Here is a 24,211-nt window from a genome sequence, read left to right as displayed (position 1 = left end):
TAGTATCACGGTTACGAGGCATCGCGGATGCGCCATTTCAAGGCGTATTGGCAGATGTTGCGCGCCTGACCTGGCGAGACGCATGCCGGGCACGACGTTGGGGCACAGTCGGCGGCCGTGCGGACGCCGTACGAGGAGGGATTCATATGAGCCATCGTCCAGTATCCATTGGCATCATCGGCATCGGCCATGTCGGCCCGCACGCGGCGAACAGCCTCATTCTGCAAGGTATCGCGGACGAACTGCTGCTATGCGACGTCAATGAGGGCAAACTCGCCGCCGAGGTGCAGGATCTCAACGATTCCGTCGTCTTCGCACCGCATCGTGTCGTGGTGAGGAACTGTCATGCCGATTACGAGCAGTTGGCGGATTGCGATGTCATCATCAACGCTGCCGGCAATGTCAAGCTTGCTGCGGTCAGCCGCGACGGCGAGCTGTTCGCCACCGTCGATTCGGCTCGTACTTTTGCCGGACGTCTCGCGGCGGCAGGGTTCGAAGGATTTTGGGTCAATGTCGCCAATCCGTGCGACGTGGTGTCCGCCGAATTGCATCGGCTGTCGGGCCTGCCCGCGAGCCATATCATCGGCACTGGCACCTGCCTCGATTCCGCCCGGCTGCGGGAGGTGATCTCGCTGACTACGAAGCTTGCGCCCGAATCCATTCAGGCCTACATGATCGGCGAACACGGCAATACGCAGATCGCCGCATGGTCGGCCATTAGTTTCGCCGGTGTTCCGATGAAAAACGTTGCCGGCAAACCAGGTTTTCGCGATCTCAAGCCTGACGATGTGCAGGCGAAGGCGCGCGACGGTGGTTATGTCGCCTACCGTGGCAAGCAGTGCACGGAATATGCGATCGCCAACGCGGCGGCCCGCATCACCCGTGCTATCCTGCATGACGAGCACGCGGTGATGCCTGGATCGGTGCGGCTTGACGGACAGTACGGCCAGAGCGGGTTATATATTTCAGTGCCGTGCATCATCGGCGCTGACGGCGTCGAGGACATCGTTGAATTGGATTTGAACGAGGAGGAACAGGCCGGCTTCGCCGCTTCTTGCGACGCCGTGCGCGCCAACACCGCGCGCCTCGCCCCCTTCAGCATCGAGGAGTCGCGCAAGAACCCGGTCGTTCTCCCCAAGCATGAATAAACCAAGCCGCTAACCGAGCAACTCCACCAGCGTCCGTTATGCCAGTAAACTTAGGTAGTGGAACATAAGGGCCGATGGCAGCTCGTCAGTGTCTGTTTTGCTCCATTAGCCGCAATGTGGCGCTACAATTGCAGTCAAATCGATGGAACCGTTTGCATACGGATCACCAAGGCGGAGGCGGCTATGGCACAGCAGGCGGTCACGATACGCGATGTGGCACGCAAGGCCGGTGTGGCCGTGTCGACCGCCTCGCGCGCGCTAGGCGAAGGCTCTGCGTCGCCGGCGACGCGCAGCAAGGTGCGACAGGCGGCCCGGGAGTTGCATTTCGTGCCCAATATGGCCGCAAGACAGCTGACTTCGGGCAGATCGAATATCGTGGCTATCGTCATCACCGAATCTCCCGACTTCGCGTTTCGCGACGCTTTCATCTCTGATATTGTCAGCCGGCTCATGGGTTCCTTCTCGAAGGCGAATCTGCTGCCGTTCCTGGTGCTGATCGCGCCGACGGACGCCGACGGTTTCATCCGCCTGCTGCGCAATTCCGGTGCCGAAGGCATGGTGGTCGTCAGTTTCCACTATTCCAAGCGTTTCGCTACGATCATCAAGGCATCGGGCAAGCCCACAGTGTTCGTGGGCAAGCCGCCCGTCGGCATGAACTACCCGTATGTCGATCCCGATCAGATTCAGGGCGGCTATCTCGCCGGGCAGCTGCTGGTGAGCCGCGGCAGAAGGCATATCGCCTTTATCGAGGGACCTGTCGACATGCAGTCGCCGGCGGGCAAGAATCTGCGCACCGAAGGCTGCGTGATGGCGCTCAAGGAGGCCAGTCTCGAGCCGGTTGCCATTCTTCCCGGCCCTTATAGCTTCGAGCATGGCATTGAGGCGATGGCTGCCATTCTCGATGCGCATCCGACCGTTGACGGAGTGTTTGCGCAATCCGACCAGATCGCTGCCGGAGCTCTGCATGCGTTGCATCAGCGTGGCAAGCGCGTGCCGCAGGATGTCGCAGTGATTGGCTTTGATGATTTTCATATCGCCAGCGCCACGTCACCGCGCCTGACCACTGTCGCGCAGCCGCTTACCCAGTTGGCTCAAGCGGCTACTGATATGTTGATTCATCGACTTGCCACAGGAGAGTGGAAGACGACAGTGCAGATATTCCCGGTCACACTGGTAACGCGGGAGAGCGCGTGAGCACTGGCATGGCTGCCCCGGCGAGTGCCGCTGAGGCAATACATGTAATGCCTGCCGCTTGCTGTGGTGCCTTCCGAGGCTCTGCCACTGTTCAGAAGAGCACATAAGGCATCGAGAATCTCACCACAATCCGGTCTATTACCGACTCAAAGGCACAGAAGCGCACAGTTGCCGACAGTTGAGCACAACACGGCACATCTGTTGGAGCGCAATCGAAAAATGTGATACAGTAACTGTGTTTTTGGAAACGGTTCCAAGAACATCGGTGATATGCGCAGCTGCATTCACCGGTGGAGAGATCGCACATGGATGTGCGATGAGGAAAGGAACACCATGAAGCGAAGCACACGAATACTCGCCTCCGTCACTGCGATTGCCGCGCTGGCCAGCATGGCCGCCTGCGGATCCAGCAATTCGCAAAATGGGGCCAAATCAGGTGGTAAGACTGTCATCAAGATCCAGACCTTCAACAACTTCGGCTATGGCAAGCCCAGCAATGAGCGCCCGGGTGCGGATCTGTGGACCAAATACGAGAAAGAGCACCCGAACATCAAAATCGAGGAGACCGTCGCCTCCGGCTCGGACGATGCGCGCTCCGCCTTCAACACCGCCATCTCATCCGGCTCGAACGCCTATGACATCTATGCGGCCGATATCGCGTGGATGCCGTCGATCACGGCGATGCCCGACAAGTTCATGGATCTCAAGGATTATCTCAAAAACAACGACTGGCTCGACTGGAAGACGCAGGGCGCCACCACGGCGAATGGCGAAGTCATCGGCGCGGGCAACGATATCGGCCCCACCGCCGTCTGCTATCGTTCGGATCTGTTCGCCAAGGCCGGACTGCCGACCGACCGCGACGAAGTTGCCAAACTGCTCGGGGGCGACAGCGCCACTTGGGACACTTACTTCCAAGTCGGCAAGCAATACACTGAAAAGACCGGACTGCCGTGGTATGACGCGATGGGCGGCATCTGGGGCGCGATGAAAACCCAGATCGAAGAAGCCTATGTCAAGAAGGATGGCACTGTCATCGCCACCGACAGCAAGATCAAGAGCCTCTACGATCAGCTGACCGCGACCACCGATATGTCGGCACACCTCAATCAGTGGTCCGACGACTGGAACGCCAACTTCAAATCCGACAAGGGCTTCGCCACGATCATGTGCCCCGCCTGGCTGGTCAACAATATCAAGGGCAACTCAGGCTCTGACTTCAAGGGCTGGGATATCGCCGACGTGACGCCTGGAGGCGGATCCAATCAAGGCGGCTCGTGGCTCGTCGTGCCCAAGACCTCCAAGGTCCAGGACGAAGCAGCCAAACTGGTGGCGTGGCTGACCGCTCCGGAGCAGCAGGTCGCGACCTTCAAGGCCGCCTCGAACTACCCGAGCTCCCCCAAGGCGATGGCCGATCCAGCCGTGGCCGACAAGACGGATACCTTCCTGAACAATGCGCCGACCGGCAAGATCTTCGCCGACCGTGCCAAGGCGGTCACCGTCGTGCCCTACACCGGTGCTCAGTACTACGACATCGACTCCAAGATGGGCGATGCACTCGGCCGTGTCGACGTGACTCAGGAACAGAGTGCGGCACAGTCTTGGAACCAGTACGTCAACGACGTCAAGGCACTGTCCTGAGCGTTGCTGGGCCGCTGGAAACGGACCGGGTGACGTACTCCCGGCAGCTCAGGTCCAACGTGTGAACACGCTGAGTAACTTGGTGCCTGCCTACTGATGACCGACTCTAGGATGCGATTCCGCCGTGTGCCTAAGGCATACCATGTCGAGGCATGCGGCGGAATTGCGGGGTCAAATGCAATTGAGTCGGCGAGATCGGCGGATAGTGCGTTAACGCGAGATTAGCAGCGAGAACGAAGGCGAAAATCGGCGGCGAGTCCGGCGATGAGCCGAAAAGGAGAGACTATGTCACAGCAGACTAGGTCACATCAACATCACGCAGCTGGCGGGCCCAGCGAACAGTTTGGCATGACGCGCGGGAACCGCTCCGGCAGCGGCCTGCTTGACGGCGAGCCGAGCAAGTGGAGCACCCGGCTCGGCCAGTTCGAGTGGAAGGCGTCGCCATACATTTATGTGGCGCCGTTCTTCATCCTGTTCGCCATCGTCGGTCTGTTCCCACTGTTGTACACGATGGTCGTAGCCACTCGAAACTGGAACACGCTCACCGGCGACGGCGGGCTTGCCGTGTGCGGCGCGACCTGCGGAAGCACTGCGCCCTCATGGTTCGGCAACTTCGCATGGGTCCTGCATCAGCAGGCTTTCTATGTCGCGCTGCGGAATTCGGTGTCGATCTTTCTGCTGAGCTCGATTCCGCAAATCATGCTGGCATTGCTCTTGGCTTGGATCCTGGACGCGAATCTCAAAGCCAAAACCTTTTGGCGCATGGGCGTACTGCTGCCGTATGTGGTGGCCCCGTCTGCCGCAGGCATTATCTTCTCGCAGATTTTCTCTGACAAGATGGGCGCCATCAACGTGTTGCTCCAGCAGATCGGGCTGAATCCCATCATGTGGCACGGCAGCACGATCTGGTCGCATATCGCCATCGCAACAATCGTGAATTTCCGCTGGACCGGCTACAACACGCTGATTCTGCTCGCCGCCATGCAAGCCGTGCCGCGCGATGTGATCGAGGCCTCGGTCGTGGATGGCGCCGGTAAGTGGCGTACTTTCCGTTCGGTGACGCTGCCGATGCTGCGCCCGACCCTGATATTCGTCATCATCACCTCAACCATCGGCGGCCTGCAGATCTTCGATGAGCCGCAGCTCTTCCACAATGCGGCCAGCGCAGGTGGCGGCGTCAACAACCAGTATCTGACCGTGAGCCTGTACCTGTACAAGCTCGGATTCGTCAGTGTGACGCCCGGCCAGCCGAATATGGGCCGTGCCGCAGCCGTCGCATGGGTGCTGTTCCTCATCATCGTGGCTATAGCCGTGCTCAACTACCTGCTCACGCAGCGGTTCGCATCCGGCGGGCAGGCGCGGCGAAGCAAACAGGCTATCCGCCAGATAGAGGAGCGTAACGAGGCGGAGCGGCAACGGGCGATTCACTCCGGATACAACGCGCGCGCGGCTGCGGCAACGTTGGACGCACTCGGCATGAAACAGGAAGCGTAGGGGCCAGCGATGAGCAAGATAGACGAAGCAACCGGCAAGGATAACGATAATGGCAACATCGGCACCGATTATGGCGTCCCCGCGCTCGAACAGGCGTATGGCAAGGGCGTGGCCAGGGCCGCGGCGAGGGTGCGTGCCAAGAAGCTCGGTTTGACCTCCGAAGGCCGTCAGCCCGGTTGGCCAAGCTACCTGATTCTGGTGTTGGCCATTGTAATCTTCATTTTCCCGCTGTATTACGCGGTTTCCATCGCCTCTCAGAACAGCCCGAGCAACCAGTATGGCGTGCGTGCGCTGATTCCCGGCAGCGCGTTGCTGGGGAACATCGGCAGGGCTTTCGATGCGATTGACTTCTGGCAGGCGCTCGGCGGCACTTTCTTCGTCGCGACGCTGGTCTCCATCTCCACCGTGCTTTTCAGCACGCTGGCTGGCTACTCGTTCGCCAAACTGCACTTCCGCGGGCGTAATTTTATGCTCACCTTCGTGGTCGCGACGATGACCATTCCGCAGCAGCTAAGCGTCGTGCCGCTTTATATCATGGCCAACAAGGCCGGTCTGTACGGCAGCCTGTGGGCTGTGATCATCCCCGGTTTGGTCAGCGCGTTTGGCGTGTTCTGGATGACGCAGTACATCAGCGATGCCCTGCCTTACGAGCTGATCGAGGCGGCACGCGTCGACGGCTGCTCGATGATCCGCACTTTCTGGTCAGTCGCGATGCCGGCCGCCCGCCCGGCTGCCTCGATGTTGTTCCTGTTCACTTTCATCGGCCAGTGGACGAATTATTTCTGGCCCATGCTCGTGCTGGGATCGAACAAGAACAGCATGCTCACTGTGGCCGCCGCAGCGCTCAAGGGCGCGTACTTCACCGATTACACGATGGTGATGTCCGGCGTCATCCTGACGACCTTCCCGCTCATCGTACTGTTCTTCTTCGCCGGCCGCCAGCTCGTCTCCGGCATCATGGCCGGTGCGGTCAAAGGCTGAGACGGCAGCATAAGGAACCGTTGCCCGACCATCAATTGGCGTCTGATGTGATGTGCAAGACAACAGGCGAACACCACCCAATGAAAGCGAGTATCACCATGACCACTACCTTCCCCGGCGACTTCCTTTGGGGCACCGCCACCGCCTCCTATCAGGTCGAGGGCGCGATCCGCGAGGACGGTCGTACCCCGAGCATCTGGGACACCTTCTGCGAGCATCCCGGCACGGTAGCCGACGGCTCCTCCGGCGAGATCGCTTGCGACCAGTACCACCGTTATCCCGAAGACATCGCGCTGATGCACGAGCTCGGCGTCAAGGCCTACCGGCTCTCCATCGCCTGGCCGCGCATCGTGCCGAATGCCGATGGCGCTGTCAACCAGCTTGGTATCGACCATTACCGGCGTGAGTTGGACGCGTTGCGTGAGGCGGGCATCATGCCTGTGGTGACCTTATATCACTGGGATCTGCCGCAATATCTTGAAGATCACGGCGGTTGGGCGAGGCGCGATACGGCGCTGCGTTTCGCCGATTATGCGGACGCGATAGCCAGCGGGCTGGGCGATCGCGTGGGCATCTGGACAACGCTCAACGAGCCATGGTGCTCTGCGTATCTCGGCTATGGCAGTGGCGTGCATGCGCCAGGCGTACGCGATTACGGCAAAGCGCTCGCCGCCGTACACCATTTGAATCTTGCGCACGGCTTGGGTGTGCAGGCGATCCGGGCTCATCTTGGCGGGACCGCGAAGGTTTCCAGCGTGCTCAATCTTGCGGTGAACATCGCGCAGACCGACAGCGAGGCGGACATGGCAGCTAAACATCGCGCCGATCTGATCGCTAACGAGGTTTTTCTTGGGCCCATGCTCGAGGGCCGCTACGACCCTGAAATATTCGAAGTGACCAAGCCATACACCGACTGGTCCTTCGTGCATGACGGCGACGAGGAACTCATCCGGCAGCCGATGCAGTCGCTTGGCGTGAATTACTACTCGACCACGCACGTTCGTTATCGGGATACGGCTGCTGCTGTCAGTGCGGCCGGTGGCGTGGCTGCCTCGGTTGCGCGTCCGGTTTCGCCAGCCGAACGCAATCCCATGCCTGCGCAAGATATCGTCGAGGCTCTGCCCCCGGCCGGCGAGCTGACGGCCATGGGATGGAACCAAGAGCCGCAAGGGCTTACGTCTCTGCTCACCGAATTGGGGGCGCGCTTCCCCGATCTCGATCTGTTCGTCTCGGAGAACGGGTCCGCATGGGACGACGAGGTAACTGCAGACGCCGACGAGCCCAACGGCATGATCGTGCACGACCCCAGGCGCGTGGCGTATTTGGAGGCGCATGTGCGCGCCGTGGCCGACGCGATAGCGGCCGGTGCCAAAGTGAAGGGATACTTCGCTTGGTCGCTGCTCGACAATTTCGAGTGGGCGCTGGGCTATTCCAAGCGGTTCGGCATCATCCGCGTCGATTACGACACGCAGCAACGCATCTGGAAGGACTCCGCATTGCGATTGCGCGCGATTGTGGCGCATAACGCGATCTGAACCGTTGCGGCGAGCAGTGCCTTGTTGGTGCGCTAGAATTCCCTGTGGGACTCACCTAGTGTATAAACCCGATAAACAAGGAGGAACAATGCTCGACGGATTTAAGAAATTCATCGCCCGGGGCAACATGGTCGATATGGCTGTTGGCGTGGTCATGGGTGCAGCCGTGACCTCAGTGGTCACTGCGATTGTAGAGAAGGTCATCAACCCGCTGATCGCCATGATCTTTGGCACTGAGAATATGGATGGACTGTTGGCATTCACTGTCAACAAATCCACGGTCTCCTTCGGCGCGGTTCTCGGCGCGCTGATCAACTTCCTCGTAGTCGCTGCGGCCGTGTACTTCTGCATCGTGCTGCCGATCAACAAGTTCCGTGATATGGCTGCCGCGCGGCATGGCACGCCGGAAGAAGAGGAAGAGCCACTCAGCCCTGAAGAGCAGACCGTGGCATTGCTTCAGGAGATCCGCGACGAGCTGGCCAAAGGCGAGAATGGGAAAACCGAAATCATGCGGTGAGGCATGCCGTATGGCGGGGGGCCAACACCCTTCGGGAAGATATCGCATAGCAGGGACTCAGACGCATCGCGCCCGAGTCCCTGTCTGTTTTTGACAATGTACGTTATGGACACCATGAATTGACGAAGCGTTTCCGGGGTGTATAGTTGGTCTTGGCTCAACGAAGAGAAACCCTTCAATGGCCGGCAAAAAATAAACGCAGAAGTTTGTCGTTTCCGAAGTTGGCTACGACGAGTGGATGCATAACCCTTCACAACGGATCGTTCGGCACGTACCTGCCGATGAAAGGATTGACTATCATGGCAGAAGTAGTATTCGAGCATGTCACTCGTGTCTACCCGGGCAACGATAAGCCCTCTGTAGACGATTTGAATCTGAATATCAAGGACGGCGAGTTCCTCGTGCTCGTCGGCCCTTCCGGCTGCGGAAAGTCAACGACTCTGCGCATGCTGGCAGGCTTGGAAGAGGTGAACAAGGGACGCATCCTCATCGGTGGCAAAGACGTCACAACGATGCAGCCGAAGGATCGCGACATCGCCATGGTCTTCCAGAACTATGCGCTGTATCCGCATATGACAGTTGCTGACAACATGGGCTTCGCCCTGAAGATCGCCGGCACTCCGAAGGACGAGATCCGCAAGCGCGTCGAAAAGGCCGCTGAGATCCTCGATCTGACCGAGTTCCTTGATCGCAAGCCGAAGGCCCTGTCCGGTGGCCAACGTCAGCGCGTGGCCATGGGCCGCGCCATCGTTCGTGAGCCGAAGGTCTTCCTCATGGATGAGCCGCTTTCGAACCTTGATGCGAAGCTGCGCGTGCAGACCCGCACCCAGATCGCCGCTTTGCAGCGCCAGCTGGGTGTCACCACCCTGTACGTGACCCACGATCAGACCGAGGCCCTGACGATGGGCGATCGCATCGCTGTCATCAAACTCGGCATCCTGCAGCAGGTCGGCGCGCCGACCGAGCTGTATGATACCCCGGCGAACGTCTTCGTCGCAGGCTTCATTGGCTCCCCATCGATGAATCTCAACACCCACCCGGTGGTCAACGGCAAAGCGAAGATCGGCAGCGACACCATCGATCTGCCGACCGATGTCGTTTCGAAGCTGGCCCCTGAAGACAATGGCCGGATCGTAATCGGCTTCCGACCGGAGGACGCCGGTCTGGCGACCGCTGACGACCCCAACGCCTTCTCGCTCAAAGTCGTGAACGTCGAGGATCTGGGCTCTGATGGCTACATCTACGGCAACATCATCATCGACGATTCGGTCCTCGAGGCTTCGGCGACCATGTCCGACCAGAACAAGCTCACCACGATTCGCGTGAATCCGCGTGCGCTGCCGAAGGTCGGCGAGGTCGTGAAGATCAAGATCGACCCGGTCAAGATGCACCTGTTCTCGCCGGCATCCGAGCTGCGTCTCAACTAAACTTGGCGAGGCCGCAAGACCGAACCAACCAGTAAACGAGACCTCCTCTTCCTCTCTTCAGGTCTCGTTGGAAAGGCCCCGCATAGCTGCGGGGCCTTTTTCTTGCTTGTTTTCTTATATGGGCAGTAGATTGGGCAGTATGGAATTTCTGAATACGGTCGAAATCGATGCTCGTCTGCATCCCGCATCCTCAGCGCAGTCGAAGGGCAGGGATGGCAACATCAGCGCTAATGCCCGAGAGCCGAGGACTCTGACGATCACTGCGGCGAGTTCGAATCCGAAGATGTTCACCCTGCCTTGGGAAAAGCCGCTGTCCGTATGGCCGCAGGAGCTTCTGGCCAATCTGCCGCGTGGCATTTCGCGGCACATCGTGCGATTCGTGCACGTCGGCGATGAAATCTATGCCATGAAAGAGATCACACGCAATGTGGCCGAGCGGGAATACGAGCTGCTGAGAAGACTGCAGAAACTTGATCTGCCTACCGTGACGCCGATTGCCGTAGTCACCGGACGCCATGACAAGTCCGGCGAACCGCTCGAATCTATCCTCGTGACGAGACACCTGAAATTCTCCCTGCCCTACCGCGCCCTGTTCGCACGCAACCTGCGCCCTGATACCGCGCAGCGACTGATCGACGCGCTGGCCGTGCTCATGGTTCGCCTGCATCTGGCGGGCTTCTACTGGGGCGATGTATCGCTCTCGAATGTGCTGTTCCTGCGCGACGCTGACGAATTCACTGCATTCTTGGTGGATGCTGAGACCGGCGATCTGCACGCGGTGCTCACCGACGGTCAGCGTGAATACGACATGGATCTGGCGCGGACCAACATCATTGGGGAGCTGATGGATCTGAGTTCTGGCAAACTGCTGCCCGGCGACGTAGACGAGGTCGAAGTGGGCAACCGTCTTGCCGAGCGGTATCACTCGCTCTGGAGCACGTTGACTGATACCGAAAACTTCAAGCCGGACGAAATGTGGAAGATCGAGCGTCGCGTCAACAAACTCAATAAGCTTGGTTTCGACGTGGACGAGCTCGAAATGAAAACCACCGAGGACGGCAACCGCATTCTCGTGCGGCCACGTGTGGTCGATGCCGGATATGCATCGCGCAAGCTGCTGCGGCTCACTGGCTTGGACGTGCAGGAGAATCAGGCCCGTCGGCTGCTCAACGATCTGGACGCCTACCGCGCCTCGACCTGGCAGGATGATGAGGACCTCGAAATAGTGGCGACCGATTGGATGCGCGTCGTCTTCGAGCCGACCGTGCGCATGATCCCGCCCGAATACCGCTCGCAGATCGAACCCGCCCAGTTCTTCCACGAGATTCTGGAGCACCGCTGGTTCCTGGCCGAAAAAGCAGGACACGACATCCCCATGCGCGAGGCGGTCAAAAGCTACATCGACACGGTGCTGCCGAAGTACAAGCTTGATACCGAAGACGTCGAACAGCTCAATGCGGAAGCCGATTCCGGCGTGGTCGACGACGATTCGGCCTTCAACGCCAACGACGACAATTACGGTTCCGATGCAGTTGACAACGATCCTGACGCAGCCGTATGGGCAAGCCGCTGAACATTCCGCTGCCCGGACAGGCGCGGTTCTGACCATCCGTCGCAGCGGCAGGGTCTCCATGCGCGAAGAAGGGCGCAGCTATGACCGAGAATGCGGCCTTTCGCCATTCTGCATATGTGGCGTGAATCCGCATGAAAGCATGCGATATCTCGCTCCGCCTATTGTGCCCTCGTGGCGTCGGCAGTAGCCGAGGCCGCTTCACGACGCGCACGCGCCACTGCATACAGGCTGATGCCCGCGGCGACGGACGCGTTGAGCGATTCGACTACATTCGTGATCGGAATGCCGGCTATGGCGTCGCAGGCTTCGCGCACGAGTCGGCTCAGGCCCTTGCCTTCGGAACCGAGCACGACTACGAGCGGGTCGGATTCGAAGCCGGTCTCGCCTACGAGCCTCTCGCCGCCGCCATCAAGGCCGACGGTGTAATAGCCACGCTCCTTGAGCGCCTCCAACGCTTTGGTCAGATTGACGACGCGGGCCACCGGAATATGAGCCGCGGCGCCGGCCGATACCTTCCATGCGGCTGCGGTCACCGAGGCCGAGCGGCGCTCAGGCAGGATGACGCCATTGGCACCGAATGCGGCGGCCGAACGGATCACCGCGCCGAGATTTTGCGGATCGGTGACGCCGTCAAGCGCGATAAACAGCGGCCGGGAGGCGATGCGGGCCTCCCCGGAATCCGCTGCCTGCATCGCCTTGGCTCTTTTTTCAGCGCGCTCGGCCAGTTCCTGCAGCGAGGAATACTGATACGGCTGGGCTTTGAGAATCACGCCCTGATGATTGCCGGAACGCGCGATGCGATCCATTTCAAGCCGGTCAGCCTCCAACAGATTGAGCCCTTGCATACCCGCGAGTCGCACAATGTCGCGCGTGCGATCATCGTGTTCGATGCGCGAGGCGATATACAGCTGCGAACTGGGCACACCCACGCGCAGCGCTTCGAGCACCGCGTTGCGGCCGATGACCAGATCGTCGGAGTCCGAGGTGTATTTCGCGACCCGCCGCCGCGCCGCAATGCGCGGATCGGCGACCCTGCGGCGATCCGCGGTTTTCTTGGCGCGGTACGCCTTGTGATAGACACGATCCTCTGCCTTCGGCGTAGGTCCTTTGCCCCGCAGCGCATTGCGGTGTTTCCCGCCCGACCCCTTGGTCGGGCCCTTCTTCATAGCCATAATCTTCATTGTCCCAGAACCCCATGGCAAATGACGTTTCGACATATGCGAATACGTGCCGACATTTGCAGGCGCTGTTGCGCCATTGTGTACTATGGTTCTTGTATTCGCCAGCGGCACAGGCCGCAGCGACCACTAACCGCGCAGTTCCGTGTTGCACATTCTTCGTTGCCGACCGGGCTGACTACTTCGCGGCCAATCTACAGGAGAACACTATGGTTGGTCGATCCAATGATCAATCCGCTGCGCCATCTCAAGACGCAGCCCCATCAACAGACCCCACGGCATCGTCGGGCGCAGTATCCATGGATATGGCGGCAGTGGATATGACGCCGATCGATACGTCGTCGGCAAACCCGCAGAAACATCAGGATTCGCCGGATCGGGCCGATCCCAGCCTCACCGATGCCACTGATGTCGCCAAGGCGCTGAACGTCGACCCGGCTGTGGGATTGAGCGACGACGAGGCGCGGCGGCGGTTGGAGCAATTTGGCCCCAATCAACTGGCCAGCGCGCCTAAAACGCCCAAGTGGAAGAAGTTCTTGCAACAGTTTCAAGACCCGCTGGTCTACCTGCTGCTTGCCGCCACGCTGATTTCGTTGGTTGCGTGGTTCATTGAACGGGCGAATGCGCGACCGGGCGCCGAAGGCGGCGAAGCATTGCCGTTCGATGCCATCGTGATCGTGCTGATTCTGATTGTGAACGCGGTGCTAGGCTACCTGCAAGAGGCGAAGGCCGAGCAAGCTGTCGATGCGCTGGCGAAAATGACGGCGCCGCAGACTTCTGTGCTGCGCGGCGGCAAAGTCAACCGCATCGACACATCCGAAGTCGTCCCCGGCGATATCGCCGTGTTGGGCGAGGGCGATTCGGTTTCGGCCGATGGTCGTCTGTTCGCTGCTGCATCGCTGCGCATCGCGGAGGCAAGCCTGACCGGCGAATCCGTGCCGGTGGGCAAGAAGCCCGCCACACTTGAGCAGGCCAAGGCGCTGGGCGACCGTACCAATATGGTTTTCAACGGCACCGCCGTCACCCAAGGTACGGGCCGCGCCATCGTCACCGGCACCGGCATGGACACGCAGGTCGGCAAGATCGCCGAGATGCTTTCGCATACCAACGACGAGACCACTCCGCTGCAAAAGGAAATGAACCATGTCTCCAAGATACTGGGAATCGCCGTGGTCATCATCGCGGTGGTCGTGCTCATCGCGCTCGCGACTGTGGAAGGATTCCACGATATCCATGATGTCATCGACTCGCTGCTGCTCGCCGTGTCGCTGGCTGTTGCGGCGGTGCCGGAAGGCCTGGCCACGATTCTCACCGTGGTGCTTGCGCTTGGCGTACAGCGCATGGCCCAGCATCACGCCATCGTCAAACGGCTCTCATCCGTGGAGACGCTCGGCTCCGCTTCGGTGATTTGCTCCGACAAGACCGGCACGCTCACACGCAACGAAATGACCGTCGAGCGTGTGGTCACGCCGAGTGGCGAAGTGCAGATCACCGGCACCGGCTACGCGCCGCAAGGCCGCATGATCGCGCAGGATGGCAGCGAAGACATTGACGGCGACCTCGCGCATGAAGTGCTCACCACGCTGGCTGCTGGCTCCATCGCGAACGACGGCGACCTGCGGCAGGGCGGTTCAGGCGACTCGCAGGGCACTTGGGAGGCCGTGGGCGATCCGACCGAGGTGTCGCTTATTGTTGCTGCCCGCAAGGTCAAGGCCATGTCGAGCTTTGCCAATTTCGAGCGCGTCGCCGAAATTCCCTTCACCTCCGAACGCAAGCGCATGGCGGTGATCGCCAAAGACAACGCCGATTCCGGCAAGCTTACGGTATTTGCCAAGGGTGCGCCTGACGTGTTGCTGGGCTACTGCACGCATATCGCAGTGGGCAATGCGGTGCGGCGAATGACCGATGGCGATCGTGATTCGCTTCTCTCTACCGTCGAACGGCTATCCTCACAGGCCTACCGCACACTGGGCGAAGCCTATCGGCCGTTGGACACGCAGTCGCTGGCCGATGTGCCGGGAGTGCGTTCGAACGCCGCCGGCCAGGTGACGGACATCTCGGAGCAGAGCGATGCCATTGAGACCGGGCTGGTGTGGTCCGGCATGGTCGGCATCATCGACCCGCCGCGCACCGAGGTGCGTGCCAGCGTGGCAGAGGCACATCGCGCGGGCATTCGCACGGTGATGATTACCGGCGACCACCCGCTGACCGCTTCGCGCATTGCCTCCGATTTGGGCATCATCGAATCCGGAGATATTGAGGGCAAGGCACTGAATGGAAAAACACTGACCGGTGAACAGCTTGATGAGTTCACCGACGATGCGGCGCTGGACAAGGCCACTTCCGAAGTCTCGGTCTACGCCCGCGTGGCTCCTGAACACAAGCTGAAAATCGTCGAATCGTTGCAGCGCCAGCGCAACATCGTGGCGATGACGGGCGACGGCGTCAACGACGCCCCCGCCGTTAAATCCGCAGATATCGGGGTGGCCATGGGCATCACCGGCACCGAGGTGACGAAGGAATCCGCGAATATGATCCTCGCGGACGACAACTTCTCTACCATCGTCTCGGCGGTGCGCGAAGGCCGTGGCATATTTGACAATATCAAGAAATTCCTGCGTTACCTGCTCAGTTCCAACGTGGGTGAGGTCTTCACGGTGTTCGGCGGCGTGATGTTCGCCGGATTCCTCGGCATCACCCAGCCGGGAACGGCCGGGGTCACTGTGCCGCTGCTGGCGACCCAACTGCTGTGGATCAACTTGCTCACCGATGCCGCGCCGGCGCTCGCGATGGGTGTCGACAGATCGTCGGAGGACATGATGGGCAGGCCGCCGCGCAAGATCACCGATCGTGTGATCAACATGGAGATGTGGGGCGACATCGTCTTCATCGGCGTCATCATGGCTGTCGTTACGCTGATTGGCATGGATATGCACTTGGCCGGCGGATTATTCACCGACCGCAGTGTTTCGACGATGGGCCACGAGACCCAGATGGTCGAGGCGCGCACCATGGGCTTCACGATTCTCGTGTTCGCCCAGATGTTCAATGCCCTCGCTTCGCGCTCGCATCTACAAAGCGTGTTCAAGGGACTGTTCGCCAACAGGTGGCTGTGGGGAGCGATCGTCGTTTCTACGCTGCTGCAGCTGGTGGTCATTTATGTGCCATTCCTCAACGCCGCCTTCGGCACGACGCCGCTGGAGCCTTTAGCTTGGCTCGAATGCATCGGACTGGCGTTGTTCGTGCTCGTCGCCTCCGAGGTGCGCAAGGCGGTGCTGAGAGCTCTGCCAGGGAATCGGGGTCTTGCCCAGTAAGGCCCTTGACTCAGTAAGTGTCATACAGAAGTCGGCCGATAGCCAATCAGAGTGGCGGAATTCCGCCAGTCAAAATCGCTATCGGCCGACTTGCCTATGAATTTTCCGGGGTGTTGCACATTATATCCGGCGATGGCCTCAGTCGTTGACCTCGGCCTTGTAGAAGTGCTCATACGAGCGCGAAGGCGTCGGGCCGCGCTGGCCTTGGTAGTGTGAACCGGTGCCGGCCGACCCATACGGGTGCGCGGCGGGGGAGCTGAGCTCGAAGAAGCACATCTGGCCGATTTTCATGCCAGGCCATAGCTTGACCGGCAGCGTGCTCACATTCGATAGTTCCAAGGTGATATGACCTTCGAAGCCCGGGTCGATGAAGCCAGCGGTCGAATGGGTGAGAATGCCCAGGCGTCCGAGCGAGCTTTTGCCCTCGAGCCGCGCGGCTACCGTCGCATCCAGCTTCACATATTCCCATGTAGAGGCGAGCGCGAATTCGCCCGGGTGCAAAATCCATGGCTCGCCGGAGGCCACCGCGAACTGCTCGGTGAGCGCTCCCTGATTTTCGGCCGGATCCACATAGGTATAGGCGTGGTTGTTGAACAGACGGAAAAAGCGGTCGAGCCGCACGTCAATGGATGCGGGCTGCACCATCTCTGGCGTCCAAGGGTCAAGAGATATGTGACCGGCGGCTTGGAACGCGAGGATGTCGCGATCGGACAGAAGCATGGTTCCCCTCTCGTGGGTGTGGTTGCCGGTTGCGGCAGTGCGCCGCATGGCAAAGCATGGTTGACGACGGTTCTCGACCTAGTCTAGTTCTTACCGCCGAACCGTTGCAGACAGGCTGGACGAATACGGCGACAAAAAAATTCTCAGGAAGTTAGCAGAAAACACGAGCGCTATACCAAGGAATGGATGGTTAAGTAATACTTGTCAGCAAGAGCTGGCCAGGAGCACCGCTTCCGACAATTGAATCCTTCTTCTTCTCTCCTTTCTCTCCCCGGCGCCAACCCCGCCGGGGTTTCTTTTTGCAAACCTAGAAGTTGCGCGTGATGATGTAGGGGAGGCATACAACGAAACTCGAACCATGGTGCAGATGGTGTTGGCGCCTATGAGGCCAGACTTACGCCGAACTACGCTCGTTGCCGCTGCACTGACGTATATTGTGACTATGGCTGCTCAAGAATCCCATTCCGCCGAATACGAGTCCACGGGTCACAAACCAGGTGATGACGAGACCGGTGACGATCGGCTTGTTGGCCGAAAATCCACTGTGGTGCCGGGGCATTATGGCGAATCTTTGCACGTGACGCACGCCGCATTGTCGCGCGGCGACGCCAAGTCCTCCCCCAATCGCCCGATGTTCCTGTGCCTGCATGGATGGGGTTCCAATGAAGAGGATCTGGCAGACATAATGCGCTATGTCGCGCCCTACAATGACTATGCCTCGCTTCGCGCGCCGCTGGAGCTCGAGTCCCCCGGCGGATACTCGGCTGGTGCCTACAGCTGGTTCCATGAATCCGTGCCGGTGGGCGAGGACCTCGACTATGATGCGCTAGCGGCTGCGGAGGCCATCGATGCTTGGGTTTCGGAGAATATTCCCGATGAACGCGACGTGGTGCCCATCGGGTTTTCGCAAGGCGGCGTGCTGGCGGTGCATGTGTTGCGGGTCCATCCTGAACGATACCGTGCAGCGATTACGTTGTCCGGGTTTTTGGCTCCTGGGCCGCTTCCCGGCGATGAGCGGCTTCCAGATCGCGAAATTCCGGTGTTCTACGGCTTCGGCGCCGACGACACGCTGATTCCCAAATACGAGTCCTACGCTTTCTCCGCTTGGTTGGAGGAGCATACGTGGCTGACCTCTAAAAGCTATCACGGGCTCGACCACTCCGTAGGGCTCGAGGAATTCAGCGATATCCGGCAATGGCTCCTCCTCAACGACATCGCCTCGGGCGTGCTGTAAACTCAGCCACGGCACGCCTGCTGGCACCAATCCGCCGAGCCGTTAAAGAAGGGGCCGGTGGACTCGTCGCAGGCGAGGTGAGCGGCTGCTACGGCCACGAAGGATGCAGGTCGATGTCGACAGGAAACTATAATTCGCTATCGGCATCAACCTGCATCACATACACATTTCTTCTCATATGCCGGGCTTGGGCGCGGGTGATGTCGCCAGCTTCGACCATGTCTTGGATGATGCCGAGTTCGATGGCATAGCTTTCTCGCTTGGTCTCGGCGATCTGCGCCAGGAGTTTGGCGCTGCCTCCGACGCTGGGGCGGGCGCGCAGCGCAGCCTCAGCACGACGGTAATCGAGGATAAGTGCCGAGCAGTATTCGGTGTCGTCCGGGTTTTGGCCCATCTCCTCGTACAGATGGTCAATTACGTATTCGAGGGCCGCAAGCTGCAGATTGCGCATATGCGTGTGGACCTCGTTCTCGCTTACGAGGGGCGTGGTTCGTTGGATCTTGGCGTTGGCGCGACGCGCCAGGATGAGCAGCCGCCGCTGCAGGGCGCGGATCCTGCCGCGTATCTGCGAGACGGTCCTGCCCGAGGGATGGAGGCTGGAAATGTGACGCAACGAGTTCATGATCTGATCGAGCATACGTTCGCAAGCTTCGATCGTTAGCCCTCGATCATGCGCGTCGGTTTGCTCGTCGGCTTTCGCCTGGTCGAGTTGGCCCCTGATATAGTCCTTTTCCCAGTGCAGCGCAGTGACCTGCAGCTGTTCGATTTTGCGCGGGTCGATCCGATCGTTGTGCTGCCGCAGGCGGCTGATGCGCTTGGTGTAGGAATCGATGACCTGTAGCACGGCCCGCCGGTTCTCTGGAGTGACTCGTTTGGTGAGCTCTTCAATGGTGCGATGAACCGCCTCGATGGTGATGTCCGTCATCTCGTTGGCCTTCTTGTCACCTCGGTTTGGCGCGAGCAGCGGCAACATGAAATTCGCCAGTACGAGAGTGATGACGATGACTCCGGAGGAAACGAAAATGAGCTCGTCACGCAGCGGGAACGGCGCTCCCGATCGGACGACGTAGGGGATCGTGAACATCAAGGACAGCGTGATGGTGCCTTTTGGCCCGCCGAAGGTCATTACAGCTGCAGAACGCCAACGGTTCGGTGTCATGCTGCGGCGTTTGCCGGTTTCATGATCCTTGGTGAGCCAGAGTACGAAGCTCATCCATGCGAATCGCAGCCCGATGACGACGAAGCACGCCAACATGATGATCTCAATGAGAACGGTATGGCTGACCGCAGGGTGCGACCAGCTGGTGCTCAACGCCATGGGCAGCTGCAGGCCGAGCAGGATGAACACCGCGCCGTTGAGGCTGAAGGAGAGCACGGACCACACGCTGCCGGAGACGATGTTCGTTCTGGCTACATTCGGGCCCACGCCGGTGCGATCGAAGTGGATGACCAGTCCTGCTGCGACTACAGCGAGCACACCGGAGACGTGTGCGATTCCGTCGGCGCTCAAGTAGATCAGGAACGGCAGGAAAATCTCCATGAGGATCCTGGTGGTCGTGGTCTCCCAGCCGAACGAGCGCAAGGTTTCGAACAGCAGATTGGCGAGTACGCCCAGCATGAGACCGAATATCGTACCGCCGATGAAGGAAGTCAAGAATTCCCCGGTGGCGTGGGTCAGCGAGAATGTTCCGGTGACTGCGGCGAGAATCGAGAATTGGAAGCCGACGACACCCGACGCATCGTTAAACAGTGATTCGCCTTCAAGCACGCTGCGCTGGCGGTCGGTGAGCGAGGCGACGTTGCCGATCGAGGAGACGGCTACCGCGTCAGTCGGTCCGAGCGCCGCACCGAGCGCGAATGCGGCGGCCAATGGGATCAACGGCCATGCGCCATGCAGCGCGAACCCGATGATCACCATGGTCATCAGCGCCAAGCCTATGGCCAGAGACAATGAAAGATTAAGGCTTTTGACCAGCGCGGATTTGTCGATCTCGTGGGCTTCCAGATACAGCAATGGCGCGATGAACAGCACCATGAACAGCGCCGGATCCAGTTCGATGGTGGGGAAGAACGGCAGTTGCGCCATCAGCGCACCGAGCGCAATCTGCACCAGCGGAGTGGAGATCCTGGGAATGAAGCGGCCAATAAAGGATGAAAGTACGACGGCGCCGATCACATACAGTATCAATGTGAACACGTCCATCGTTTATCTCCCCTTCGGGCCTAGCTCTCTAGCATTAGATTATAGGGGGGCAGCGTGTCGGCGTTCCGCCGTAGGGCGTAACACGGCGTCGTATGACTGTTTCAGCGCGGCGATGAAGCGGGCAATGGAAGGCATAAACGGCCGGGCGCGGCTTCGCGGGAAACTGGTGTTTTGCCTGAGTTGGCCGAATCCGCCGCTTTATACCGCTGGTTTAGACTGATCGTATGCGGTATGAACAGGCGATGAACGAGGCGCTGCAGCTGGCGCGTCAGGCGGCGGGAGACGGCGACGTGCCGGTCGGTGCGCTTGTGCTTGATGCCGATGGTCGGATGCTGGGTTGCGGGCGCAATCGGCGCGAGGCGGAAGGCGACCCGCTGGCTCATGCCGAAATCGAAGCGATGCGACAGGCGGCTGATGCGGCAAACGGCTTGGGCGGGAATGCGCTGTTTGGGGAAATATCGTCGAGAGCGACACCGTGGAATCTTGCGGGCTGCACACTGGTGGTCACGCTTGAGCCGTGCCCGATGTGCGCCGGAGCGGCGCTGCAAACGCATGTGGATCGTATTGTTTTCGGCGCGTGGGATGCCAAGCTTGGTGCTTGCGGATCGGTGTGGGACATCGCGCGCGACCCTCATATCGGGCCGCAGCCCGAAATCATCGGCGGCGTGGAGGAAGAAGCTTGTGCCGCGTTGCTGCGCGATTTCTTCCGCGCGCGCAGGGAAGCGTCGCGAACCTGATGCCTGATAACACGAATTCGCTATACGATATGGGCCGACGCAAGAGCCGAGACGATGGGAAGTCGCCAACTGCCTTTGCGTATGTGTTGATTCGGCGCGTGGCGATACTCTCTGATGGTGAAGTCTGCGTGTCGAAGGGGCGTGGCCGGCTGCGTCGGAGTGGCCATGGTTCCTCATGTTGGGCAGTTTGCCTTTATACATGGCTTCAGATGTGCCTGAGGCCATGGAATTATGGTCCTGCCCGTTGATCAGGAACGGTGCCCGTTATGTACTAAGCACATTGCCGGGCGAAACTGATTGCGCGCGGCTTCTCCGGGCTTTGCCACCTGTCTAGGAATGGCGGAATTCCAAGGTTGAGCAAATACGTTCATAGGCTTGTACTTTTGCGAAGTGCTTAATAGGCGGGAAAAATGCCTAATACATGACCACAGCCGTGTTCTCTCCCGTATTTCCCCATTGCGTTATGTCAATATCAGCTATTAAGCACTTTTCCCATCTAGTAGGCACTTCACAAAGTAGACCTCAAATCGGAGGAAAGGCGCTTTGGCGGAATTCAGCCGTTCCTGAATTTTGGAATAGTGACGGTGGGGCCTGCGCTGCATCGTAATTACATGCAATGTGCTTAATTGATGTTATGGGAACTGTGTTGTGAGGATATGCACGGGCAAACACGGCCAAGTGTAGGCCCGGTCCCTATTTTCTTGCTGTCGGTAAGAAACACGCTGGGATGCGGAAAGAAAGCCGTGAACGTTTAGCATTGAGAGCGTGAGAACCGCCCGGTTTCAGCGGATTCAAAGATGAATTGAATGGTAGTTGCAATGATTGAAGTGAAACGTGAAGGAATTTGAGAATATGACGACGAAAACCCATGCCGCGACAGCTGCTCCTACGATGCGATCTTTCACCGACACCTCGCCGGATGGCCGCCCGCTCCAAGTGATATATGCCGAATCTAGGCAGCCGGGCGTTGCCTTCGCCGTCGTGATTCTCGACCATGAATTGCCGCGGATTGCGCATTGGGGCCGGCCGCTCGAATATCCGGAAACCCTGCTGAACGCAGTCGCTGCGCTCAAACCCCAACGCGTTTCAGGCGCATTGGACGAGACGCCATGGCCAGGCGTGCTGCCGACGCAGGCCGAGGGATGGACTGGGGCCACGCGCTTCGTTGCGCGCCGCGCAGGCGTGGAATTGTTCTGTAAATTCGTAGTCGGCGATGTCCGGATCGATGCCGAAAACGCGGCGCTCACTGTGGAGGCCGAGGACAGCGAGCAAGGCGTCGCGCTGACGTGGATATGCGAACTGACGGCAAGCGGGCTCGTGCGCCAGCGCGCCGTGGTGCGCAATACAGGCGATGGCGAGCTGGCCGTCGACAAAGTGGAACTCGGATTTGCGCTGCCGTCCAGCGCCACCGAGGTGCTGACGACCACTGGCCACCATCTGCGCGAACGCCATCCGCAGCGTCAGATGCTAGGCCAGGAGCGCATCGAGCGCGTGTCCATGGTGGGCAGGCCTGATTTCGATGCTTCGCTGCTGCTGACAGTCGGTGTGCCGGGCTTCGGATTAGAGCGCGGCGAAGCATATGCCATACATACGGCGTGGAGCGGCAACAGCGTGTTGGCGGTCGAGCGCAATGCTTACACGCAGGCGCAAATCAGCGGCGGCGAAGTGCTGCTCGGTGGCGAGATCGTACTGAATGGGCGATCCAAGGGCGATCTGCGCGGTGGCATGGCTGACGTGATCCGTTCTGCTAGTTCGGCCGGTTCCGCCGATGACGATGGATCGAATAACGGCGCATCGCATGGCACTGCGTCAGCAGGCAGACCGTCGCAGGGCGGCGCGCCGAACGCCTTCGGCGAGGAACCGGACTTGGATTCCTACGCAACCCCGTGGATCTACGGCGCGTATGGCGATGGGCTCAATGAGATCGCCCAGCGCTTTCACGCCCTTGTGCGCGCACAGCACCCCGAATTGGCCGCCAAGCCGCGGCCGGTGATACTGAACACATGGGAGGCTGTGTATTTCGAGCATGACTTCGACACGTTGAAGGCGCTCGCCGACAAGGCGAAAGCATCCGGCGTGGAGCGTTTCGTCGTTGATGACGGCTGGTTCGGGGCGCGGCGCGACGACACAAAAGCGCTGGGCGATTGGCGGATTTCGCCGCAAGTGTGGCCGCAGGGCGAGAAGAGTCTCAAGGCGCTCGCCGATTATGTGCACGGGCTGGGCATGGAGTTTGGCCTCTGGTTCGAGCCGGAGATGATCAGTCCTGATTCCGATACAGCTCGTGCCCATCCCGATTGGATTCTCAAGCCCACCGTGGATCGTTTGCCGATGCAGGGACGTTCGCAGCAGGTCATCGACCTGACGAATCCGGCGGCGCGCGGCTACGTGTTCGGCTCCATGGACGCGTTGGTCGGCGAACTGGGCATCGATTACATCAAATGGGATCATAACAGGCTGGTGACAGAAGCTGTGTCGCCGCACAGCGGCCGGCCGGCAGTGCATGCGCAAACCCTAGCGGTATATGGCATCTTCCGCGATCTTCGGCGGCGTCATGCGGGTTTGGAGATCGAAAGCTGTTCGTCCGGCGGCGGGCGCATCGACTTGGGAATCCTCGAATTCGCGAGCCGCGTGTGGGTCTCGGACTGCGTCGACCCGGTGGAGCGCGCGACCATCCAGCGTTATACGTCGCTGCTGGTGCCGCCCGAAATGATGGGCGAGCATGTGGGCGCGAGTCCGGCACACTCCACGCTGCGCGCCACGAGCCAAGAGCTTCGCATGGCGATGGCCTTCTTCGGGCACATGGGCATCGAATGGAATCTGCTCAAGCAGTCGCCCGAATCGCTTGCCGCGCTAAGATCATGGGTGGAAGCGTTCAAGGCGCACCGCGCCGATTTCGCATCCGGGCTGGTCGTGCACAACGATTCCCCGGATCCGGCTGTGCAACTGGACGGTGTGGTGAGCGCCGATGGTTCGCGGGCCGTCTACCGGTTCACTCAGCGCACCACCTCGGCCACGTATCCTGCCGCGCCTGTACATCTGCCTGGATTGGACGTCGATGCGGTTTATCGTGTGCGTCCGCTGGCGGTGAACCGTGAACTCGGCAGCGATGTCACCAACGCGCAGAGCCCGAGTGGCTGGTGGAATGCGGACGGTGTCACGCTTGATGGCCGGGCTCTGCGGACCTACGGCCTGCGCGTGCCTTCCCTGCACCCCGCGCAAGCCGTGCTGTTCGAGACTATTCGGGAATAGACCGAGGCGCTGATTTCACAACGCGACATGCCTGGATTGATATATGCAAGTCGGCCGATAGCGGTT

Annotated in this window: 16 protein-coding genes; 13 read left to right on the top strand and 3 right to left on the bottom strand. The window is 59.9% G+C overall.

Annotated elements, in window-relative coordinates:
- Positions 1-146 precede the first annotated feature (146 nt).
- From LKG04_RS04255 to LKG04_RS04215, 9 genes are all read left to right on the top strand, one after another.
- Positions 147-1,148, top strand: a complete 1,002-nt coding sequence (locus LKG04_RS04255) for an L-lactate dehydrogenase (RefSeq protein ID WP_291761230.1) — start codon at positions 147-149, stop codon at positions 1,146-1,148.
- A gap of 183 nt (positions 1,149-1,331) precedes the next feature.
- Positions 1,332-2,342 carry a LacI family DNA-binding transcriptional regulator gene (locus LKG04_RS04250; RefSeq protein WP_291761228.1) on the top strand — a complete coding sequence of 337 codons (1,011 nt, stop codon included), beginning with the start codon at positions 1,332-1,334 and terminating at the stop codon, positions 2,340-2,342.
- Positions 2,343-2,675: 333 nt separating this feature from the next.
- A complete protein-coding gene (locus LKG04_RS04245) occupies positions 2,676-3,983 on the top strand; it encodes an ABC transporter substrate-binding protein (protein ID WP_291763314.1) in 1,308 nt (435 codons plus the stop codon).
- Between the two features lie 285 nt (positions 3,984-4,268).
- A complete protein-coding gene (locus LKG04_RS04240; RefSeq protein WP_291761224.1) occupies positions 4,269-5,477 on the top strand; it encodes a carbohydrate ABC transporter permease in 1,209 nt (402 codons plus the stop codon).
- Positions 5,478-5,486: 9 nt separating this feature from the next.
- A complete protein-coding gene (locus LKG04_RS04235; RefSeq protein WP_291761222.1) occupies positions 5,487-6,458 on the top strand; it encodes a carbohydrate ABC transporter permease in 972 nt (323 codons plus the stop codon).
- 98 nt (positions 6,459-6,556) lie between these two features.
- Positions 6,557-7,993 carry a glycoside hydrolase family 1 protein gene (locus tag LKG04_RS04230; RefSeq protein ID WP_291761220.1) on the top strand — a complete coding sequence of 479 codons (1,437 nt, stop codon included), beginning with the start codon at positions 6,557-6,559 and terminating at the stop codon, positions 7,991-7,993.
- An 88-nt stretch (positions 7,994-8,081) separates the two neighbouring features.
- On the top strand, positions 8,082-8,510 hold the full coding sequence (mscL, locus tag LKG04_RS04225) for a large conductance mechanosensitive channel protein MscL (RefSeq protein ID WP_291761218.1): 429 nt from the start codon (positions 8,082-8,084) through the stop codon (positions 8,508-8,510).
- Positions 8,511-8,809: 299 nt separating this feature from the next.
- Positions 8,810-9,937 (top strand): ABC transporter ATP-binding protein, encoded by a 1,128-nt coding sequence (locus tag LKG04_RS04220; RefSeq protein ID WP_291761217.1) that lies wholly within the window; start codon positions 8,810-8,812, stop codon positions 9,935-9,937.
- A gap of 139 nt (positions 9,938-10,076) precedes the next feature.
- Complete coding sequence (locus tag LKG04_RS04215) at positions 10,077-11,510, top strand: DUF4032 domain-containing protein (RefSeq protein ID WP_291761215.1); 1,434 nt, start codon at positions 10,077-10,079, stop codon at positions 11,508-11,510.
- A gap of 158 nt (positions 11,511-11,668) precedes the next feature.
- On the opposite strand, the gene rlmB is transcribed toward LKG04_RS04215, so the two are convergent.
- Entirely contained in the window at positions 11,669-12,682 is a 1,014-nt protein-coding gene (gene rlmB, locus LKG04_RS04210; protein WP_291761213.1) for a 23S rRNA (guanosine(2251)-2'-O)-methyltransferase RlmB, read from the bottom strand.
- 326 nt (positions 12,683-13,008) lie between these two features.
- Between rlmB and LKG04_RS04205 the strand changes: the two genes are divergently transcribed.
- Positions 13,009-16,002 (top strand): cation-translocating P-type ATPase, encoded by a 2,994-nt coding sequence (locus tag LKG04_RS04205; RefSeq protein ID WP_291761298.1) that lies wholly within the window; start codon positions 13,009-13,011, stop codon positions 16,000-16,002.
- A gap of 138 nt (positions 16,003-16,140) precedes the next feature.
- Here the strand turns inward: LKG04_RS04205 and dcd are convergent, their stop codons facing one another.
- Positions 16,141-16,722 (bottom strand): dCTP deaminase, encoded by a 582-nt coding sequence (gene dcd, locus LKG04_RS04200; RefSeq protein WP_291761211.1) that lies wholly within the window; start codon positions 16,720-16,722, stop codon positions 16,141-16,143.
- 442 nt (positions 16,723-17,164) lie between these two features.
- Here dcd and LKG04_RS04195 point away from each other — a divergent pair, with 442 nt between their 5' ends.
- Positions 17,165-17,956 (top strand): alpha/beta hydrolase, encoded by a 792-nt coding sequence (locus tag LKG04_RS04195; RefSeq protein ID WP_291761209.1) that lies wholly within the window; start codon positions 17,165-17,167, stop codon positions 17,954-17,956.
- Positions 17,957-18,083: 127 nt separating this feature from the next.
- Here LKG04_RS04195 and LKG04_RS04190 read toward each other — a convergent pair whose 3' ends face one another.
- The gene (locus LKG04_RS04190) at positions 18,084-20,159 is read right to left on the bottom strand and encodes a cation:proton antiporter domain-containing protein (protein ID WP_291761206.1); all 2,076 of its coding nucleotides are present in this window, start codon (positions 20,157-20,159) and stop codon (positions 18,084-18,086) included.
- Positions 20,160-20,383: 224 nt separating this feature from the next.
- On the opposite strand from LKG04_RS04190, the gene LKG04_RS04185 reads away from it, so the two are divergent.
- The gene (locus LKG04_RS04185) at positions 20,384-20,896 is read left to right on the top strand and encodes a nucleoside deaminase (protein WP_291761205.1); all 513 of its coding nucleotides are present in this window, start codon (positions 20,384-20,386) and stop codon (positions 20,894-20,896) included.
- Positions 20,897-21,748: 852 nt separating this feature from the next.
- Positions 21,749-24,145, top strand: coding sequence for an alpha-galactosidase (locus LKG04_RS04180; protein WP_291763310.1), 2,397 nt, complete (start codon positions 21,749-21,751; stop codon positions 24,143-24,145).
- The last annotated feature ends 66 nt before the right edge of the window (positions 24,146-24,211 follow it).

The organism is Bifidobacterium sp. (assembly GCF_022640935.1).
Lineage (GTDB): Bacteria > Actinomycetota > Actinomycetes > Actinomycetales > Bifidobacteriaceae > Bifidobacterium.
The sequence above is the reverse complement of the archived record's forward strand: the minus strand, read 5'-3'. Positions and strand labels throughout refer to the sequence as shown.

Bases quoted from the DNA above. Each gene is read 5' to 3' on its own strand.
- LKG04_RS04255 (WP_291761230.1), top strand. From the start codon at position 147: ATGAGCCATCGTCCAGTATCCATTGGCATCATCGGCATCGGCCATGTC.
- LKG04_RS04250 (WP_291761228.1), top strand. From the start codon at position 1,332: ATGGCACAGCAGGCGGTCACGATACGCGATGTGGCACGCAAGGCCGGT.
- LKG04_RS04245 (WP_291763314.1), top strand. From the start codon at position 2,676: ATGAAGCGAAGCACACGAATACTCGCCTCCGTCACTGCGATTGCCGCG.
- LKG04_RS04240 (WP_291761224.1), top strand. From the start codon at position 4,269: ATGTCACAGCAGACTAGGTCACATCAACATCACGCAGCTGGCGGGCCC.
- LKG04_RS04235 (WP_291761222.1), top strand. From the start codon at position 5,487: ATGAGCAAGATAGACGAAGCAACCGGCAAGGATAACGATAATGGCAAC.
- LKG04_RS04230 (WP_291761220.1), top strand. From the start codon at position 6,557: ATGACCACTACCTTCCCCGGCGACTTCCTTTGGGGCACCGCCACCGCC.
- mscL (WP_291761218.1), top strand. From the start codon at position 8,082: ATGCTCGACGGATTTAAGAAATTCATCGCCCGGGGCAACATGGTCGAT.
- LKG04_RS04220 (WP_291761217.1), top strand. From the start codon at position 8,810: ATGGCAGAAGTAGTATTCGAGCATGTCACTCGTGTCTACCCGGGCAAC.
- LKG04_RS04215 (WP_291761215.1), top strand. From the start codon at position 10,077: ATGGAATTTCTGAATACGGTCGAAATCGATGCTCGTCTGCATCCCGCA.
- rlmB (WP_291761213.1), bottom strand. From the start codon at position 12,682: ATGGCTATGAAGAAGGGCCCGACCAAGGGGTCGGGCGGGAAACACCGC.
- LKG04_RS04205 (WP_291761298.1), top strand. From the start codon at position 13,009: ATGACGCCGATCGATACGTCGTCGGCAAACCCGCAGAAACATCAGGAT.
- dcd (WP_291761211.1), bottom strand. From the start codon at position 16,722: ATGCTTCTGTCCGATCGCGACATCCTCGCGTTCCAAGCCGCCGGTCAC.
- LKG04_RS04195 (WP_291761209.1), top strand. From the start codon at position 17,165: ATGGCTGCTCAAGAATCCCATTCCGCCGAATACGAGTCCACGGGTCAC.
- LKG04_RS04190 (WP_291761206.1), bottom strand. From the start codon at position 20,159: ATGGACGTGTTCACATTGATACTGTATGTGATCGGCGCCGTCGTACTT.
- LKG04_RS04185 (WP_291761205.1), top strand. From the start codon at position 20,384: ATGCGGTATGAACAGGCGATGAACGAGGCGCTGCAGCTGGCGCGTCAG.
- LKG04_RS04180 (WP_291763310.1), top strand. From the start codon at position 21,749: ATGACGACGAAAACCCATGCCGCGACAGCTGCTCCTACGATGCGATCT.